Source organism: Micromonospora sp. NPDC047793 (assembly GCF_040642635.1).
Lineage (GTDB): Bacteria > Actinomycetota > Actinomycetes > Mycobacteriales > Micromonosporaceae > Micromonospora.
This window is the reverse complement of the sequence record NZ_JBEYSG010000021.1, coordinates 59,925-77,747: the sequence shown is the minus strand read 5'-3', so window position 1 is coordinate 77,747 and position 17,823 is coordinate 59,925. Positions and strand designations below refer to the sequence as shown.

Below are 17,823 nucleotides of genomic sequence, written 5' to 3'. Positions count from 1 at the left end.
CGTACGGTCGCCGGCTACTTCTCTTCGCCGCCGAACAGCGTCCGGGTCATGTCGTCGACGTCGACGGTGCCCTCGACCGCACCCTTGACGGTCGGGCCCAGCAGCTCCACCACCGGCACCAGACCGTGGCCCATGTCGAGGACCTTCTGTGCCGGCTGGTTGTCGCCGCCGAGGTAGTTCTTGTTGAACTCGTTGCCCGGCTCGTCGTCGCCCCACGGCCGACCGCCGTTGAGCGTCTCGATCGTCGTGGCGGCACTCCGGAAACGCATGGCCAGCAGGGCACCGGCGGAGCCCAGTCGGTTGGCACCGTCCAGGGCCGCGTCGGGCTTGACGAAGGTCTCGCGCAGTTCGCTCACCGTTTCTCCTCCCCGGGCAGGTCACTGTCCAGCTGTCGGAAGATCCCGTCGAGATCGTGGTCGATGTAGGCCTGGAACTGGCTGTCCGGCACGTACGGCTGGAGGAGCTGCTCGACCTCGGCCATGGCCTTCTCACTCGCCCGGCGGATCGTCTCGGTGACGGTGGCCGAGAGCTCCTTGGAGTCCGGACGGCGATAGATGCGCGGGTCGAACTCGACCTTCGTCACCTGCCCACGGGGCCCGGCGGTCACGGTGACCAGGCCATCCTCGGAGGTGACCGTGGCCTTCACCGCTTTGATCTTCTGCTGGAGGTCACCCACGCCGGAGCGCATCCGCTCGAACTGAGCCATCAGTTCGTCGGCACGGGCGCGCAGCGCCTGTACGTCCATGGCGTGTCCCTCCCCGCGCACGTCCACGTCTCACCCGCGCCTTGGGCGTGGCGACTCGACCATACTGAATGGGCGCGACATCGGGGTGGCCGGTCTGCGGCCGAGCGTCGTTAGGATGCACCGGCACCGGTCGACGGGGAGGTGAGCAGGCAGTGTTCCGTGACCGTCCGATCGCGGCATTCGCCCTCGTGGGAGCCGTTCTGGCCACGATGGTGACCGCGCCCGCCCCGACCCCGGCCCGGGCCGATCCGACGATTTGCCGGAATCCGAGCGATCCGGGAGAGATGAACATCGAGACCCCGTGGCACCAGCGGTGGTTGGCGCCGCAGCGGGTCTGGCCGTTCAGCACCGGTGCGCGGGTGAAGGTCGCGGTGATCGACTCCGGCACGGACAGCACCCATCCCCAGATGGCCGGACGGGTGGCCGCCGGCTTCGACGCGTTGCGTGACGCACCGGGGGGCGATGTGGACTGTGTCTCCCACGGCACTGCCGTGGCCAGCATCATCGCGGCCGGCCGGATGGAGGGGGTCGGGTTCTACGGCCTTGCTCCGGACGCCACGATCGTGCCGATCCGGGTCAGTGAGCGCAACGCCAACGAGCAGCCGGGAACCGGTGGCGACACCGTCACCAGCGAGGTCTTCGCCCGGGCGATCCGGCGGGCGGTCGACGAGGGCGCCAAGGTGATCAACATGTCGGTGACGCTCTACTACTGGGACAAGGACGTCGAGCAGGCCGTCAGGTACGCGGTGGATCGGGACGTCGTGCTGGTGGCCGCCGCCGGCAACCAGCACCAGGACGGTGCCCGTCCCGACCCGGTGCCGTACCCGGCCGACTTCGACGGGGTGATCGGCGTGGGCGCCGTCGACCAGAACGGGGCCCGGATCAGGCAGTCCCAGATCGGACCGTACGTGGACGTCGTCGCGCCGGGTGGGGCGGTGGTGGCCGCCACCCGCGTGTTCGGACACAGCGTCTGGGACGGCACCAGCTTCGCCGCCCCGATGGTGAGCGCCACCGCCGCGCTGATCCGCGCGGCGGAGCCGAACCTGTCGGCCAAGGAGGTCACCCGGCGGATCCTGGCCACCGCCGACCCGGCCCGTGGCGACGCCGAGGCCGGGTACGGCAGTGGAGTGGTCAATCCGTACCGCGCCGTCACCGAACGTCTGACCAGTGCGGCACCGGTGGCCCAACCTCCGCTGCCCGACGTGCCCTACGACGCCGCTGCAGAGGCCCGTGCCGAGCGGTGGGCGGTCTTCGGCCGGTGGGCACTCTGGATCGGTCTGCCGCTGGCCGTGCTCGCGGTCGGCGTGGCGGTCCTGGCGGCGTTGCTGCCGCGCGGGCGACGCACCCGGTGGCGGCCCACCCGGCCGTCGGCGCCACCCGCCCCGATGCCCGGGATCGACGAGCCCGAGGAGGCGTTCTTCCGGGTACCGACGTCGACGCCGCGCGGCTGACCAGCACGGCGGCACAGGCAGCACTGCCGCACAGGCCTTACGACGACGGCCCGGCACAGGGCCGGGCCGTCCAGGTGTCTCCTGGTGGCGGGATCAGCCGCCGAACTTCTGCCGGTTCGCCGCCTCACGGGCCTGCATCTTGCCCGCCGACTCGCGCAGCGCGCGCTCGATCCGGGTGAGCAGGTCACGCAGGTCGTTGGCGGCCGACTCCCACTCTGCCTGCCGCTGGAAGTACGCCTCACGGGCGTCGCCGTCCCAGGTCGCGAGCAGCGGCGCGATGCCGGACTTGAGCCCGTCCAGCTCGCCGGTCATGTTCCGGACCGCGCCACCACAGCTGTCCGCCGCCGCGTTCAGGCCGGCGAAGTTGTACCGAATCTCCGTCATGACTTATCTCCCCGTCAGAGCTTCAGCGCCGCGGTGATCTGGCCGGCGGTCGCGCCCGCGCCCTCCATGTCCGACCGGATCTCCTCGTCGCTGACGTCGTAGTCCTTACCGGCCGATCCCACGGCCTCGGCGATCGCGCGCAGCGCGACGTTGAGCCGGGCCATGTCCTGGTCGAACCGCTCACGGACCTGGTGGAAGGAACCCGCGCCGGCCCCCTTCCACTGGTCGTACAGCGGAGCGAGCTGGTCCATCAGCGAGTTGAGGTTGCCGGTGAGCCGGTCGGCGACGGCATCGACGTCACCCTCGGTCTTCAGCATCAAGCCGGTGTCGGTATTCATCGACATGGCGGAAGTCACCCCCGTCCTCGTTCGATCGCCCCGCGTCACCGGGGGCGGCGTGTCAGTCGGCGCTCACGCACCATCGTCGTACGAACGGTAACGGGTCGTGTCCAGTCGACGCTAGACCAGGAACCCGGCCCAGCCTTCCATTGTGGCTGGTCGGATCACTCCGGGTCGAGTGCCCGCTTGGCGATCGCCGGGTCGAGGGCGGGACCGGCGGGCAGCCGGACCACCAGGCTGGCCGGCAGTCGTACCGGCTGCACACCGGAGTAGCCGAGCATCGCCGCCACCCCTTCGGACGCCAACGGGTAGCGGTAGCCGATGTCGGTGACCAGGTTGAGGGTGCCGGTCCGCTGGTCCGGGGAGGGCACGGCATCGACAAGCACGCCGTAACCGGGTGCGATCACCACCCGGTCGGCCAGCGGAATGCCGTCGCCGGTCTGCTCACCGGTCCGCACCGGCTCGCGTACCGGTTGCACCTCGGCGTCGAGCAGCACCGTCGGCTCGTCCTGGTCCGGCTGGTAGGCGGCACAGACGGCGGGCTGGTCACCGGTCAGTCGGGCGATCTCGGGCCGCTGCTCCGGGGCACGGTGCCGACCCTGGGCCGGTGCCTCGCCCTTCGGCGCGGCGGCGGCGGTGCCGGCGGCGAGTTCCAGCGCCCGGGGCTCCGAGGAGTCCGGGTACGCCGCGCGGGTCTCCGGGTCGGCCAGCACCACGTCCGCCTGCACCGGAGTCAGCGGTACGAGCCGGTTCCGCTCGGCCTGGTAGTGCTGGCGCGTGCCGTTCTGGCTCTCCACCACGAAGACCTGACCAACCCGGGCGTTCGCCAGCGCGGTCGAGGTCGTCCCCCGGTCGGAGACCCGACGAGGCGCGATCGGTTCTCCGGCGGGCAGGGCGTTCAGCCAGGCACCACCGACCTCCACCACCGGTTCGGCGCTCATGGTGAGCCCCTCCAGCACGATCTTCTCGTTACGGATCTCGTACCGGTGGTCGCGCCAGACTAGGTGCAGTCGCTCGGTCTTGCGGTCGCGTACCAGCAGCGCCGCGTCGCCGGGCTCGCGCCCGCCCTCGGGTGCCCGCCCGACGGTGAGCACGGTGGTGGCGACGATCCCGCCGGCGGCGTTGCGGGCGGGCTGCGTGCACAGCGTCCACGGTCCGTCCAGGATCCGGTTGGCAGCCGGCAGCGCGTCCGGCGCGAACGGGATGCCGATGCGGGGGCCACGGGGAGTACCGACCAACGAGTTGCGGGAGACCGACACGGTCGGCGCAGCGGACTCCATGGCCAGCAGTGCCGAGGCGTAGTTGAGCACCGGGTGCAGGCGGCCCTCCCGATAGAGGTAGCGGGTGCCGGTCTCCTTCTCCAGGATGACCGCGCCGCCTTCCTTCCACTTCGTGGCGCCGCCGGGACGCAGCAGGCCGTAGACCCCGACGGCGCCCAGGAACAGCACCGCCACCATCACGCTGGCGAAACCGGCGCCACCGAGCCGACGGAACGGCGCGGACTCCGGGTCCGGGTCACGCGCCACCAGCGCGGAGGTCATCCGTTGCACGAAGAACTGGTACGACTGGACCTGGTCCCGCCGCGACGGCATGGCACCCCTCCCCCTGGCGTACACCCGGCACGGTCACGTGGGCCGCGCCGCGCGGTGCCTACCATATGCAGGGCGCCGGGCCAGCCGATGCCCGCACCCGGCCCGCCCGGCGAAACCGAACTCGCCAGCCCGAGGAGTCGTTCGATGATCAGTCGCGAGCAGGCCCTGGCCATCGCACGCCAGTGGGCCGGTAGGCACCAGCCGGTGCTCGATGTGACTCTCTTCGAGTTCGACCTGGGCTACGTGGCGTGCCTGGTCGAACCGGTGAGCTCCCCTCCCGACGGGCCACCCGCGCCGCCGCCGTCCACGGGCTACCCGCGCGCGGTCGTCGACCGGGAGACCGGTGAGGTGTCGCAGTGGCCCTCGTTGCCCTGGCAGGTGGTCGCCGACCGGTACGCGCAGCGCCGCAGCGCCGAGGGACGCTTCCCGCCGGACGTACGGCATGTGCTGGAACAGGCGGGATGGTTCCCGGGCCGTGAACTGGGTGCACCGGTGGACCACTGGATGCGACGTTTCGCCGACGAACTCACCGGGCTGGAGTGCTACCCCGCCGCCCGCGCCGCGATGGTCGAGTTCGGCGGCCTCCAGTTGCCTCAGTTCGGCCGTAGCGGTCGGCCCGGCGGCGGCTTCACGAGTTACATCCACCCGACCCGGGGTGGCGTCACCACGGTGGGTGCCCGCGAGTTCATCGAGGAGTTCGACAATCCGGTCTACCCGATCGGCAACAACGAGGACGGACCGTCCGAACTGGTCGTGGACGCCCAGGGACGCGTCTTCATGCTGCACTGGGCCGACGACTTCTTCGTCGGCCCCGACATCGACTCCGCCATCGTCGCACTCATCCGGGGCGGCCCGATGACCGAAGCCAGCGACCTCGACTGGCAGACCTGAGGGTCAGCCGTTGATGGCGCGCATGAAGGCGTACAGGCCCAGCACGCTGCACGCCACCGGCACGATGGCGAGTTGGAGCAGGATGTCGCAGACGTCGCCGAGGCGGGCCAGCCGGGGTGACGGGGGGCGTCGGCTGTAGGCGAGCCCGGCGGCGGCGGCGAGACCGGCCGCGACCAGGGCCACCGGCAGCACCGCCAGCACCCGCGCGGCCGTCGACGCGTCGGCCGCGCCGACCAGGGGCAGCAGGCCCAGGCCCACCAGGCCGGCGGCGAGCATCGGCACCCGGTGCCGGACCGTCGCCACCAGCCGGGCCCGCAGCAGGTAGCCGAGCGAGATCACCCCGGCCAGCAGCAGCGCGGAGACGGTGCCGGTGGCGGTGAGTACGACCAGGCAACTGACGGTGACGACGAAGGCCCCGAAGATCATGCCGGTGAGCACCTCGTCGGCGCGAGCGGTGGCCTGGTAGACGATCTCCCGCTTGGGCTGCGGCTCGTCCCGCAGCAGGTCCTCGGCGGTACGCGGCAGCGCCGGCATCGGCATCTTGCCGAGCCGTACGGAGAGCAGCGGCATGGCCGGCAGCAGGAGGGCCACCGCGCTGACCACGACGGCGGCGCCCTGGGCGGCGTCCATCGTGCCGAAGGCGAGCAGCCCGCCGACCATGCCCCAGAACCCGACGAAGACGGCGGCGACGAAGACCCGGGTCGCGTCACCGACGCCGAGCAGACCGAGCAGGCCGGAGAGCAGCAGCACGGCGGAGCCGAGCAGCACGTGCGGCGCGCCCAGCGCCCAGACCGACTCACCGGAGCCGATCACCAGCACGCCGCCGACGAAGGCGTAGGGCAACCCGGCGGCGGCGACGACCGCTCCGGCCAGCGAGTCGGCCATCGCGCGGGACAGCACGATCCCGCCGGCCAGCAGCACCGCGGCGGTGCCGAGCGCGACCGCGCCACCGAGCCAGCCGGGCTGGGTGGAGGTGACGATCACGACCAGGCCGAGCAGGAGCAGCACACCCGCCACGATCAGGCCGGTCAGTCGGGTCGCGAACGGGGTCCAGGCGACGCCGCGACGCCGGGCGCCGTCGGCGACGGCCTCCATGAGGTCGTCGTACGCCAGCTCCGGCCACTCGGTGCGGCGCGGCACCAGGTGCAGCGTCTCGCCGTCGCGGATGCTCTGGGCGGCGAGCGTACGGGTCAGGTCGACGGCGCTACCGTCGCTGCGGCGCAGCATCCACCCGCCGTGGCCGGTGCCGTCCGACGGTTCCTCGTCGGCCTGGCGCAGCACCGCGGGCATCAGTCCGACGAGCGGCAGATGCTCGGGCAGGGCGAGGTCCAGCCGTCGGTGGGGGGCGACGACGGCGATGCGCGCGAGTCCGGTTCCGGCCTGGGTGACCACTGACGACCCCTCGGTACGCGGAGCGGGCCGATGGGCCCGCGGCTGTCCTGACGGGAGAAGGCTACCTACCATGTGCCGGTGACGCGGGTGCCGGTTCTCCGCGACGGCCGAGCGCACGGGGGTGTCGGGCGTACGCACCATGCCCGCGAGAGGCAACGGAGGTCTGTCACGTGAGCACCGTGGTCGTCAAACGACCCGCCCGGCAGCCGGAACCGGAGTATCCCTCCGGCGAGGTGCTCCTGGAGGCACCGCCCGAGGTGCCGGCGCCGACCGGTAAGGCCTGGGGGCAGATGATGATGATGCTGCCGATGCTCGCCGGTTCGTTCGCGATGGCCCTGATGTTCGCGGGTCGGGGCGGTTCGACTCTCGGGTACGTCACCGGTGGTCTGTTCGGGCTCTCCGCCATCGGCATGCTCGGTTCGCAGTTGAGCAACAACGCGGGCGGGCCGGGAAAGCAGGAGATGCTCCAGCGACGCCGGGAGTACATGACGCACCTGTCGCGGCAGCGTCGTCGGGTGTTGAAGACGATCCGCAAGCAGCGCGAGGCGGCCTTCTATCGGCACCCGGATCCGGACATCCTCTGGTCGCTGCCGTTGGGGCAGCGGTTGTGGGAGCGCCGGCGCGGCGACGTGGACTTCGGTACCGTCCGGATCGGCCTGGGCCCGCAGGAACTGGCCACGCCCCTGGTGCCGCCGCCGGCCACGTCGCTGGAGAAGTTGGAGCCGATGTGCGCGCTGGCGTTGCGCCGGTTCCTCACCACCTACGGTGAGGTGCCCGACCTGCCGGTGACCATGGCGCTGAACGGGTTCGCCCGGGTGCACCTGCGCGGCGACGTCGAGGCGGCGCGCGGCATGGTCCGGGCGGTGCTCGCCCAGGCCGCCGCGTTCCACGCGCCGGACGACATGCTGATCGCGATCTGCGTGGCGCCGGATCGGCGGGCCGGGTGGGAGTGGACGAAGTGGTTGCCGCACGCCCTGCACCCGTCGCGTACCGACGCGTTGGGGCAACTGCGGTTGGTGTCGCCCTCGGTGACCGGCCTGGAGGCGATGCTCGACGACGTACTCGCCAGCCGGCCCCGGTTCAACGCCAGCGGTGGCGGTCAGCAGGTCCCCGGGCCACACGTGCTGGTGGTCGTGGACGGCGGTGACACCGCCGGTTCCGACCATCTGATGACCGAGGGCGGGGTGGAGGGTGTGACCCTGCTCGACCTCTCCACTCCGGCGCCGCGTCTGCTCGACCGGGCGCGGCTGGTGCTGGAGGTGTCGGCGGACCGCCGGCTGGACAGTGTCACGGTGGACGGGCCTGCGGAGATCGGGCGGGCCGACGACTGCCGACCGGCCGAGGTCGAGGCGCTGGCCATGCAGTTGGCTCCGCTGCGTCTGTCGGCCGCCTCGCGCAGCGGCGGCGACACCCCGTTGACCGGCGAGTTGGGCCTGGCCGACCTGCTCGACATCGGCGACCCGTACGAGTTCGACGTCGACCAGGGCTGGCAGCCGCGCCCCAACCGCGACAAGTTGCGGGTGCCGATCGGGATCGGCAGCGACGGCGGGCCGGTGGAGCTGGACCTGAAGGAGTCCGCGCAGGACGGCATGGGGCCGCACGGGCTGCTCATCGGCGCGACCGGGTCCGGCAAGTCCGAGCTGCTGCGGACCCTGGTGCTGGCGCTGGCGGCCACCCACTCGTCGGAGAGCCTCAACTTCGTCCTGGTCGACTTCAAGGGCGGCGCCACCTTCACCCGGCTGGACGGGTTGCCGCACACCAGCGCGGTGATCACCAACCTGGCCGACGAGCTGCCGCTGGTGGACCGGATGACCGACTCCATCAACGGTGAGCTGGTCCGTCGGCAGGAGTTGCTGCGGGCCGCCGGCAACTACGCCTCGCAGCGCGACTACGAGAAGGCCCGGGCGGCGGGTGCGCCGCTGTCGCCGTTGCCGAGCCTGCTGATCATCTGTGACGAGTTCTCCGAGCTGCTCACCGCGAAGCCCGACTTCATCGACATGTTCGTGCAGATCGGCCGGGTCGGCCGGTCGCTCGGCGTGCATCTGCTGCTGGCCAGCCAGCGGTTGGAGGAGGGGCGGTTGCGGGGGCTGGACACCCATCTGTCGTACCGGATCGGTCTGCGGACCTTCTCCGCGATGGAGTCGCGGGTGGTGCTCGGTGCCACCGACGCGTACGAGCTGCCCCGGTCGCCGGGGCACGGCTACCTGCGGTTCGGCACCGAGCCGTTGGTGCGGTTCAAGGCCGCGTACGTCTCCGGCGCGTACCGGAGCAAGATCGCCGCTGCGGTCGCGGCGGGTGACGGCGGGGACCGGGTACGCGAGTACACCACCGCCTACGTCGCGCCGCCGGTGACCCGCACGCCGAAGCCGGAGGAGACACCGGATCCGGTCGACGGGGTCGGCGAGAGCGTGTTGGACATCCTGGTCGGCCGGCTCGCCGGTCGGGGCAAACCGGCCCACCAGGTGTGGCTGCCGCCGCTGGCCGAGCCGCCGACCCTGGACCAGTTGCTGCCGCCGTTGACGGCCGACCCGGCGCGCGGGGTGACCGTGGCGCACGCCGGTCTGCTGGGCGAGTTGCAGGTGGCGGTGGGCATCGTCGACAAGCCGTTCGAGCAACGCCGGGACGTGCTCTGGTTCGACCTGGGCGGGGCGGCCGGACACGCGGTGATCGTCGGAGGTCCGCAGAGCGGCAAGAGCACCCTGCTGCGTACCGTGGTCACCTCGCTGGCCCTGACGCACACCCCTCGGGAAGCCCAGGTGTACTGCCTCGACCTGGGCAGCAGCGCGCTCTCCTCGTTGCGCGAGCTGCCGCACGTCGGCTCGGTGGCGACCCGCCTCGACGCCGGCCTGGTGCGGCGTACCGTGGCCGAGTTGCAGTTGCTGATGGGCGAGCGGGAGCGCCGGTTCGCCGAGCGCGGCGTGGACTCGATGTCCGAGTACCGGCGGGCGCGACGCCACGGGCAGCACGACGACGACCCGTTCGGCGACGTCTTCCTGGTCATCGACGGCTGGGCCACGCTGCGGTCGGAATTCGAGGACCTCGAACCCACCATCAACGACATCGCCAACCGTGGTCTCTCCTTCGGCATCCACCTGATCGTCACCGCCGGACGGTGGATGGACCTGCGTCCGGCCGTCCGGGACGTCTTCGGGACCCGGTTGGAGCTGTGGCTGGCCGACGCGAGCGACTCCAACCTGGATCGCCGGGCGGCGATGAACGTGCCGGACAAGTCACCGGGACGCGGCATCACGCCGGACGGCCAGCAGTTCCTTGCGGCGCTGCCCCGGACCGACAGCTCGCAGGAGGCGGAGACCCTGCCCGAGGGGGCACGCAAGCTGGTCACCGACCTGGCCGCCGCCTGGCAGGGGCCGGGTGCCCCGCCGATTCGGCTGCTTCCGCCGGTGGTCCCCTACGGCAGCCTGCTGGACACCGGCCGCCCGGGGGTGCCGATCGGCATCGCCGAGGTGGACCTGCAGCCGGTGCACCTGGACTTCGCCGCCGACCCGCACTTCATCCTGTTCGGCGACGGCGAGTCGGGTAAGAGCACGTTCCTGCGGGCGCTGGCGCAGACGATCGTCGACCGCAACGAGCTGACCCAGGCGCGGCTGGTCCTCGTGGACTACCGACGCAGTCTGCTCGGTGACATCGACTCGCCGCACCTGATCGGGTACGGCTCGACGGCACAGGTCACCGAGGGCATCGTGACCGAGGTCGCCGCCGTGATGCGGGACCGGCTGCCGCCGCCGGACATCAGCGCGGAACGGTTGCGGGCCCGCGACTGGTGGAAGGGCCCCGACCTGTACGTGCTGGTCGACGACTACGACCTGGTGGCGGGCGCGGGCAGCAACCCGCTGACCCCGCTGCTGGAGTTCCTGCCCCAGGCCCGGGACATCGGTCTGCACCTGGTCATCGCCCGCCGCACCGGTGGCGCGAGCCGGGCGTTGTACGAGCCCGTCCTGATGCGGCTGCGGGAGATCAGCACACCGGGCATCGTGATGTCCGGCAACCGGGACGAGGGGGTGCTGCTCGGCACCGTCCGTCCCGGGCCGCTGCCACCGGGCCGGGGCTGGCTGGTGTCCCGGCGCGGCGGGACCCGGCTGGTGCAGCTGGTGCAGCTTCCACCACGGTCCTGAGCGCGGTACGGGGTTGCCCGGACGGCCTACCGTCGGCCAGAGTGGATTATCGTGCGCGGCTGCGCGACCGCCTCGGTGGTCGACGCCCCACAGGCTGCGACTCCGGCACAAGGCGGGACCCTCGCCGGGGCGCGTGGGCCGGCCGCGCCGGTGCCAGGTGAGTGATCGGGGGAGGGACATGGGCGACGAGTGGCTCGTCGACGAAGAGATCAACGTCGACATCCAGCAGCTCAAGGACTTTGCGCAGGCAATCCAGAAGGAGTTGGACGAGAACTTCCGGCCCAGTTTCGAGGGCGGCCTGCAACCCATGCTCACCGTACAGGCGCCGTTCGGCGGCGGCGGGATGAAGGAGGCCGCGTTCTTCCGGGGCCGCCACGACGAGAGCCGGATGGCGGTCTCCCACCTGATGGGCGACGCGATGAAGGGACTCGTCGCGCTCAGCACCGCCGCCATCTCGATCTCGGCTGAGTACCTGACCGGTGACGCGCTCGCCCAGGCCACCAACGACGACGTCCTCAACGCGTTCCACGGGGTCGACGGTCAGGAGACGCTCAGCGGCGCCTGGCAGGAGGGCAACGCCGACGATCCGGCCGGGACCGTTCCTCAGGAGGCCGCCAACCCCGTGCCGATGAACCCCTACGAGGGTATGGACTCCTGCCCGACCGGCGATCGGCGCGAGGAGACTCCGGCGTGGGCCCAGCGCGAGGTGGTCGGTGAGGGTCCGGGGGCGTACGTGATCGCAGGAGACGCCGAACGTCTGCACGGGGATCACCTCGCGATCGACCAGTCGAACCTGCGGTGACGGTCGGCCGGTCAGCGAAGCGGAGGAGCGGGGATGAGTGACTACTACGGCTGGCAGCCGCCGAGCTACCACATGTATTCCGGGGTGTCGGACGACTACGCGGCCGAGCGGGCCGCCCAGTCCACGCCGTACGAACCCACCTCCTGGGACTCGGTGAACATCGAGCAGATGTGGGAGTACGTCCGCAAGGAGAGCGACGAACGCACGACCGCGCTCGCCGAGATGTGGCGACGCGCCGCCAGTCTGCTCCAGTCGACCCGGGACAACCTCCAGCGCCACGCGGACTCGCTCGACGCCAAGTGGCAGTCGCCGGCCGCCCGCGTCTTCATGGGCCGGGTCGGCGCGACGCTGCACTCGCTGGACGAGTGGAAGACCGTGGCGAGCAACAACGCCACCGGTCTGGAGCAGCTCGCCAGCAAGATCAAGACCACTCAACAGGACATGCTGGCTCTCTGGCAGGAATATCAGGCCGAGCAGCGCAACCAGCAGCGGATCTACGATGAGGACAAGGCCAAGGTCACCTTCAGCGACATCTTCGGCGACAAGCACAAGTCCTACGAAGAGGTCCAGACGGAGTTTCACCAGCGAGCCAAGAACATCGCCAAGCCGCTGGCCGACCTCTACATCGACGTGTACATCACCAACATCTCCCGGGGCGGCAAGTTCAAGGGACCGACCGACGCCGTCATCAACTATGGATCGGCACCTCGGCCCGGTGCACCGGGTCGGCCGGGCGGCGCCCCGGGCGCGCCCTCGCTCAACGGCTCGCGCCCGAACCGGCCGGACATGCCGAACCGGCCGAACACGGGCGATCGGCCCGCCGCACCCGCCGCTCCGCCGCCGGGCACGCCGGACGGCGTCAGCCTCGCCGGCACCACCGCTCCGGTCGCTCCGGCCGGTCCGCCGCCGGCCGCACCACCGCCGGTGAACACGCCGAACACGCCCGTCGCACCCGGCCCGGCCCCGCCGCCGGTGACGGGTCCCGGACTTCGTCCGGCCAACCCGGGCCTGCACCAACCGGGCTCGGGCGGTCGACCGAACGCTCCCCGCACCTCGCTGCCGGGCGCCGGCGGACCCACCACGCCGGGCAGCAGAGGGCCAGCACCGAACCGTCCCACGCTTCCTGGAGCTGGTGGAGCGGGTAACGGCGCCGGGGCGCCTCCGGGCGGCAAGCGCGGGCCCGCACCGAACCGTCCGACCCTGCCGGGCAACACCGGTGCACCGGGGGCGCCCGGCGCGCGTCCGGGCCGACCGGGCGGGCTGCGGCCGACCGGCTCACCCACCCCACCGGCGTCCAGCCCGAAGCTGCCGGGATCCACGGCCCGTCCCGGTCAGCGCGGCGCCGCCCCCGGGCGTCCGGCCGCCTCGCCGCCACCGAGCCTCGGTGGACAGCGCGGCACCACACCGGGAACCCCCAAGGCGGGTGCCGCTCCGGGCGGCCGGGGCGCCACTCCCCCGGCCACGCCGTCCGGCAAGTCCACTCCGGGCACCGGTGCCCGGCCCGGCCTGACCGGTCGCACCGGTGCCGCGCGTCCGGCACCGACGACCGGTCCGGCCCCCTCGCTCGGCGGACGCCGCGTTGGAGGCTCGGTGCCCAAGCCGCGGACCGGTCAGGCGCGCGACGGGGAGCAGGAGACCTGGGAGTACGGCGAGGGCGACGACGAACTCTGGGTCACCGAGTCGTCCGCCGTCGGCGTGGTCGAGGCGCCGGCGGAGCAGCGGCCCCGAGAGCAGGGCAAGGCCCTCGGCCAGGGATGACGTGGGCGGGCCGGTCACCCCAGGCGGGGTCACCGGCCCGTACCATGCGGATGACCAAACGTCCCTCGGCCGTCCGGCCAGAGCCCACAGAGGAGGTTGACGGACATGCGTGTCCGCACCCGACCGGCGCCGGCCCTGGCACTCGCCGCCATGAGTGTGCTGGCGACTCTCGCCCTTCCGGCAGTGCCCGCCCTGGCCGATTCGACCCGGGACGACTCCTGGCATCTCAAGGCGCTGGAGCTTCCGGAGATGCACAAGATCACCCAGGGTGAGGGTGTCGTGGTCGCGGTGGTCGACACCGGGGTGGACGCCCGCCATCAGGACCTGAAGGACAACGTCCTGCCCGGCGTCGACCTCTACGACGACGACAGCAAGGGCGGTGTCGATCGGCAGGGACACGGCACCGGGGTGGCGTCGTTGATCGCCGGTCACGGGCACGGTCCGGGCAACCGAGACGGAGTGCTCGGGATCGCCCCTAAAGCCAAGATCCTTCCGGTGACCGTCAGCAGCGAACGGAGTCCACTGATCCAGCCGACGGCGGTAGCTGCCGGGATCAACTGGGCGGTCGACAACGGCGCGGACATCGTCAACGTCTCGCTGAGCGCCAGCTTCAACGAGGAACTGAACCGAGCGGTCGAACGGGCGTACCAGCGGAACGTGATCGTGGTCGCTGGCGTGGGCAACCGCAAGGACGGCGTCATCGGTTATCCCGCCCGGCATCAGAGCGCCGTGGCAGTGAACGGCACCGACCGCAACGGTGTGATCAGCAAGGAGGCGGCGTTGCCGGCCGAAGAGGTCGACATCGCCGCGCCAGGCGAGGATCTCGTCAGCGCGGCACCGGGTGACAAGTACGTCACCGCGATCGGCACCAGCGGCAGTGCCGCGGTCGTCTCCGGTGCGCTGGCTCTGATCAAGGCGGAGTACCCGGACCTGAACGGGTACGACATGTTCCGGCGCCTGCTGGCGACCACCCGCGACGAGGGCGAGCCCGGCCACGACCTGCACTACGGTTGGGGAGTCCTCGACATCCGGCAGGCACTGACCGGCGAGCCGGACGGCCGCGGCACCGGCTCGGCCACGACCGCGCCGGGCGCAGGGGGCCTGGAGCCATGGCAGGCCAACCCCCGTGAGCGCGAGGACGACATCCTGATCTTCGTCTGGGCAGTGATCATTGCCGTGTTCCTGCTCATTGTCGGCGGGATATTGGGCATCGTCATGCTGAGGCGTGGACGGGCCCGCCGTTACCAGGTCGAGTCGGCCGACGACGATTCACCAGCAGACGACGAAACGCCTTCGGACGCGCAGGAGGGGCTCGATCAGCCCGCAGACGCGGTCTGGCGTCGGCCGCCGGGCTGACCGATGCGTCCCGAGGAGGAACCCGTGACGTCGCCGCCCACCGGTGGATCTCCGCACCCGTCTCCCGGCCCCCCGCCGGTGTCCGGCCCGTACCCGGCGCCGGCCCCTTCCCCGATCCTCGGCCCGGCGCCGACGGTGGCCGGGTCGTCAGCGGCGGCGCCATCCCACGGTGCCCAGGGTGAGCCGCCCGGCCTGCCCGGCCCCGAACGGACGGCGGCGTCACGTCCGCCCGTGGTCACGCTCGCGGTGCTGATGATGGGACCTGCGGTCGTCGTCTGGCTGGTCGCCGGGATCGCCTTCTTCCTGGCCATGCTGCGCACGGAGGGCACCGGGATCGGTCGGCTGCTGGTGGTCGGCATCGGTGGCGCCGTCCTCGCGCTCGCCCTGCTGGTGGTGTTCCTCGCCTCGCTCGGGATGATGATGGCCTGGCAGGGTGACGGTGCGGCCGGGCTGACCGTGCCGGCCGGCTTCACGTTCGGGATCTTCGTCGTCGTCATCGTCACGCTGCTGACACAGGGCAAGCTGACCTTCCAGCCGACGATGGTCACCCCACTGGTGGTGGGCGGCCTCGCGGGCGTCTCGCTCGCCCTGGTGTGCAGCCCGCCGGCCCGCGCCTGGTTCGCCCGTCGCCGGTCCTGATCAGGCCGGGGACCAGCGCCGCGCGGTCGCGTCGTAGCGGGCCAACAGCTCGTCCCGACCGTCCTGGTGCAGGCAGTGCAGGGCGGTGCCGTCCGGCACGACGAGCGACTCCATGCGTGGCCCGCCCTCGCCCCACTCCGGCGGCGTGGTCTCACCCGGCGGCCAGCGCAACACCGCCACCCACTCGTCGGCCTCCTCGAAGGGCGAGCCCTCGCCGAGCAGCCCGAGGCGGCGGTACAGCCGTGCCGGGGTGTCGCGGCCCGGGCCGTGCCAGGCGTGCACCAGCCCGGCCGCCCGGTCGTATCCGTCGTCGAGGTAGGACGGTAGGTACCGGTGCGGGATGACCAGTTGCAACAGCAGCGGTACGTCCGGGTCCGGTCCCTCGGCGACCTCGCTTTCCGGGGCCGTACGCGGCACCGGTACGCCCCGCCGCGACGGCTCCGCGTACGCGGCCGTCTCGCGGCGACGCTGCTCCTCCTCGGCCGCCTCGGTGATCACCTCACGCAGTTCGCCGACCCACTCGCGCAGCTTCAGCAACGCCTCACCGGGCAACGCCGCCGCCAGCGCGGTGTCCGGATTGAGGAGCAACTGCCAGGAGAGGTCCGGCCAGTGGTCGGTGAGCTGGAGGCTGCTGATCACCACCAGGTCGTGGTCACCGAACGCCTGCCGCATCCGGGTCTCCGACGTGAACACCGGCAGGCTCGTCCGGCCCTGCTCGTCGGGCATGCTCCACCAGGGGAACTCCGGGTCGGAGAGGTCCCGGGTGGCCGGGCCGTCCGGGCGCAGCGGCAACACCAGCTCGGCCCGGAACAACGCCGACATCAGCGCGTTCGGGTCCTGCCGGCGGATCGCCTCGCGCAGCGGCCGTTCCGCCTCGACCACCGGTGCGGCGACCGACCGCAGTTCCTCGGCGGTCAGCCGCAGCCCGATCGGCAGCCCGGCGTCGACGGCCAGCATCCACGTGTCGTCGGGCCAGTCGACGGCGAGGTCGGCGAGCCCGAGCACGTGGTAGCCGACCGACCGGCCGGGCAGGCCGGCGGCGATGGCTCCCGCCGAGGTGTAGGCGAGCACGTGGGTGATCCCGTCGTGGGTGCCGGTGGGCCACGCCACCGGTTCCAGACCGGCCGCCGCCGACGGCGACACCGGCAGCAACAGTGGACCCTCGGCGAGTGCGGCGAGGAAGGCCGCCCTGTCGTCGGCCTCGGCGGCGGCCAGCATCGCCCGCTCGGTCGTGGTGGTGGGCTGCCAGTCGGTGGCGGGCTGTCGGTCGACGGCGGGGTGCCGGTCGGTCACCAGCCGCCGTCCCGGTTCACCCGCTGCGGCTGCCGGCCGAGCACCAGACCGGTGATCGCTTCGTCCAGGTCCGCCCCGAGGAACCAGTCCCCGGTGTGGTCCAGCACGAACACCCGACCCTGGGCGTCGACGGCGAGGATGCCGGTGCCGCCGCCCTCCTCGCCGAGCGGGCTCAACGGCGCGCCGATCGCCTCGGCCAGTTCGGCGAGCGTCTCCACCGACTGCCCCACCAGGAACGGGTCCAGGTGGAAGTCGCTCGGCGCGATCTGCTCGCCGTCGCCCCGCGGGATCACCCGCAACCCGCCGAACTCGGCGTACGCGGCGATGGCCGCAGCGGTCATCACGTGCTGACGGCCGCCGGGGCTGGCCTGGGCGGCGATCCGCAGCCCCCACTCGCGGCCCCGGTCGTCGTCGCGGCCGTCGGGCGACCAACCCGCCTCGGCGAGGGCCTCGGCCACCAGGGGTGGGAACCGTCCGGTCACGTCAACGCCTCCATACCGAACCAGTCGAGCAGCGCGGCGCAGGATCGGCAGGGCGGCTGGACCTCGCCGTGGCGCGGGTCGCCCTCCTCGCGTACCCGGGTCACCCGCACCTTCGCGCCCCAGAGCAGCGCCCGGGCCCGCGCCGCCTCGATCGGTGGTCCACCCTGCTCGGCCGCGTACAGGCGGTCGGAGACCAGCACCGCCTCGGCGCACCAGCCGGCGAAGCGTTCGCGCTGGTCGACCGACAACCCGTGCAGGAAGCGCCGGACCACCGGGTGCAGGTCCGGCGGCACGTCCCCGCGTACCGAGGTGTGGGTGTAGACGGTGCCGTCGGCCAGCAGCGCACCCGCCGCCAGCGGCAGCATCCGCGGCTGCGTCATCCGTCCTCCCGGCGTCGACAGCGATCCGGCCCGGTGCGGGCCTGAACTCGCCCGACGAGCCTAACCAGAACGAAGTCCCGACGCGGCCCGACTCTCGCCCGTCGGGCCGCCGTATCCCGGACGCGACAGGCTCACACGGCGTAGTACGGCTGGGATATCGTCGGTTCCGCCCCCCGCATGCTCGCCG

At 72.1% G+C, this 17,823-nt stretch carries 16 protein-coding genes; 7 read left to right on the top strand and 9 right to left on the bottom strand.

The annotated features are described in order from the left end of the window. Nucleotides 1–14: 14 nt before the first annotated feature. Both ABZ738_RS28835 and ABZ738_RS28830 read right to left on the bottom strand, forming a co-directional pair. Nucleotides 15–356: a hypothetical protein gene (locus ABZ738_RS28835; RefSeq protein ID WP_131054304.1), complete on the bottom strand. Its 342-nt coding sequence runs from the start codon at nt 354–356 to the stop codon at nt 15–17. Further along, the gene (locus tag ABZ738_RS28830) at nt 353–745 is read right to left on the bottom strand and encodes a YbaB/EbfC family nucleoid-associated protein (RefSeq protein WP_131054305.1); all 393 of its coding nucleotides are present in this window, start codon (nt 743–745) and stop codon (nt 353–355) included. The genes ABZ738_RS28835 and ABZ738_RS28830 overlap by 4 nt, the downstream gene beginning before the upstream one ends. A 209-nt stretch (nt 746–954) precedes the next feature. On the opposite strand from ABZ738_RS28830, the gene mycP (ABZ738_RS28825) reads away from it, so the two are divergent. After that, nucleotides 955–2,196, top strand: coding sequence for a type VII secretion-associated serine protease mycosin (gene mycP / locus ABZ738_RS28825; RefSeq protein ID WP_357218336.1), 1,242 nt, complete (start codon nt 955–957; stop codon nt 2,194–2,196). Nucleotides 2,197–2,289: 93 nt separating this feature from the next. Here mycP (ABZ738_RS28825) and ABZ738_RS28820 read toward each other — a convergent pair whose 3' ends face one another. The 3 genes from ABZ738_RS28820 to eccB form a co-directional block, all read right to left on the bottom strand. Next, nucleotides 2,290–2,580 (bottom strand): WXG100 family type VII secretion target, encoded by a 291-nt coding sequence (locus ABZ738_RS28820; protein WP_131057129.1) that lies wholly within the window; start codon nt 2,578–2,580, stop codon nt 2,290–2,292. 14 nt (nt 2,581–2,594) lie between these two features. Further along, nucleotides 2,595–2,924 (bottom strand): WXG100 family type VII secretion target, encoded by a 330-nt coding sequence (locus tag ABZ738_RS28815; protein WP_131057127.1) that lies wholly within the window; start codon nt 2,922–2,924, stop codon nt 2,595–2,597. Nucleotides 2,925–3,082: 158 nt separating this feature from the next. Continuing rightward, on the bottom strand, nt 3,083–4,510 hold the full coding sequence (gene eccB, locus ABZ738_RS28810) for a type VII secretion protein EccB (RefSeq protein ID WP_357218317.1): 1,428 nt from the start codon (nt 4,508–4,510) through the stop codon (nt 3,083–3,085). Between the two features lie 144 nt (nt 4,511–4,654). Here eccB and ABZ738_RS28805 point away from each other — a divergent pair, with 144 nt between their 5' ends. Further along, on the top strand, nt 4,655–5,401 hold the full coding sequence (locus ABZ738_RS28805) for an SUKH-3 domain-containing protein (RefSeq protein ID WP_131057123.1): 747 nt from the start codon (nt 4,655–4,657) through the stop codon (nt 5,399–5,401). A gap of 3 nt (nt 5,402–5,404) precedes the next feature. On the opposite strand, the gene eccD is transcribed toward ABZ738_RS28805, so the two are convergent. Next, nucleotides 5,405–6,793, bottom strand: a complete 1,389-nt coding sequence (gene eccD, locus ABZ738_RS28800; RefSeq protein WP_357218313.1) for a type VII secretion integral membrane protein EccD — start codon at nt 6,791–6,793, stop codon at nt 5,405–5,407. A gap of 170 nt (nt 6,794–6,963) precedes the next feature. Here eccD and eccCa point away from each other — a divergent pair, with 170 nt between their 5' ends. The 5 genes from eccCa to ABZ738_RS28775 all read left to right on the top strand — a co-directional run bounded on the left by eccCa (nt 6,964) and on the right by ABZ738_RS28775 (nt 15,481). Further along, nucleotides 6,964–10,926 (top strand): type VII secretion protein EccCa, encoded by a 3,963-nt coding sequence (eccCa, locus tag ABZ738_RS28795; RefSeq protein ID WP_131055010.1) that lies wholly within the window; start codon nt 6,964–6,966, stop codon nt 10,924–10,926. A 178-nt stretch (nt 10,927–11,104) separates the two neighbouring features. Then, entirely contained in the window at nt 11,105–11,728 is a 624-nt protein-coding gene (locus tag ABZ738_RS28790) for a hypothetical protein (protein WP_131055008.1), read from the top strand. Nucleotides 11,729–11,761: 33 nt separating this feature from the next. After that, complete coding sequence (locus tag ABZ738_RS28785; protein WP_357218308.1) at nt 11,762–13,486, top strand: hypothetical protein; 1,725 nt, start codon at nt 11,762–11,764, stop codon at nt 13,484–13,486. Between the two features lie 105 nt (nt 13,487–13,591). Then, entirely contained in the window at nt 13,592–14,842 is a 1,251-nt protein-coding gene (mycP, locus tag ABZ738_RS28780) for a type VII secretion-associated serine protease mycosin (protein ID WP_131055403.1), read from the top strand. 231 nt (nt 14,843–15,073) lie between these two features. Further along, on the top strand, nt 15,074–15,481 hold the full coding sequence (locus tag ABZ738_RS28775) for a hypothetical protein (protein ID WP_131055401.1): 408 nt from the start codon (nt 15,074–15,076) through the stop codon (nt 15,479–15,481). On the opposite strand, the gene ABZ738_RS28770 is transcribed toward ABZ738_RS28775, so the two are convergent. From ABZ738_RS28770 to ABZ738_RS28760, 3 genes are all read right to left on the bottom strand, one after another. Then, nucleotides 15,482–16,699 (bottom strand): SseB family protein, encoded by a 1,218-nt coding sequence (locus tag ABZ738_RS28770; protein ID WP_357218333.1) that lies wholly within the window; start codon nt 16,697–16,699, stop codon nt 15,482–15,484. A 71-nt stretch (nt 16,700–16,770) separates the two neighbouring features. Beyond that, the gene (locus ABZ738_RS28765; RefSeq protein ID WP_357218304.1) at nt 16,771–17,256 is read right to left on the bottom strand and encodes an SUKH-3 domain-containing protein; all 486 of its coding nucleotides are present in this window, start codon (nt 17,254–17,256) and stop codon (nt 16,771–16,773) included. Next, on the bottom strand, nt 17,253–17,636 hold the full coding sequence (locus ABZ738_RS28760) for a YwqJ-related putative deaminase (RefSeq protein ID WP_131055396.1): 384 nt from the start codon (nt 17,634–17,636) through the stop codon (nt 17,253–17,255). Before ABZ738_RS28760 ends, ABZ738_RS28765 begins: the two co-directional genes overlap by 4 nt. Nucleotides 17,637–17,823 lie beyond the last annotated feature (187 nt).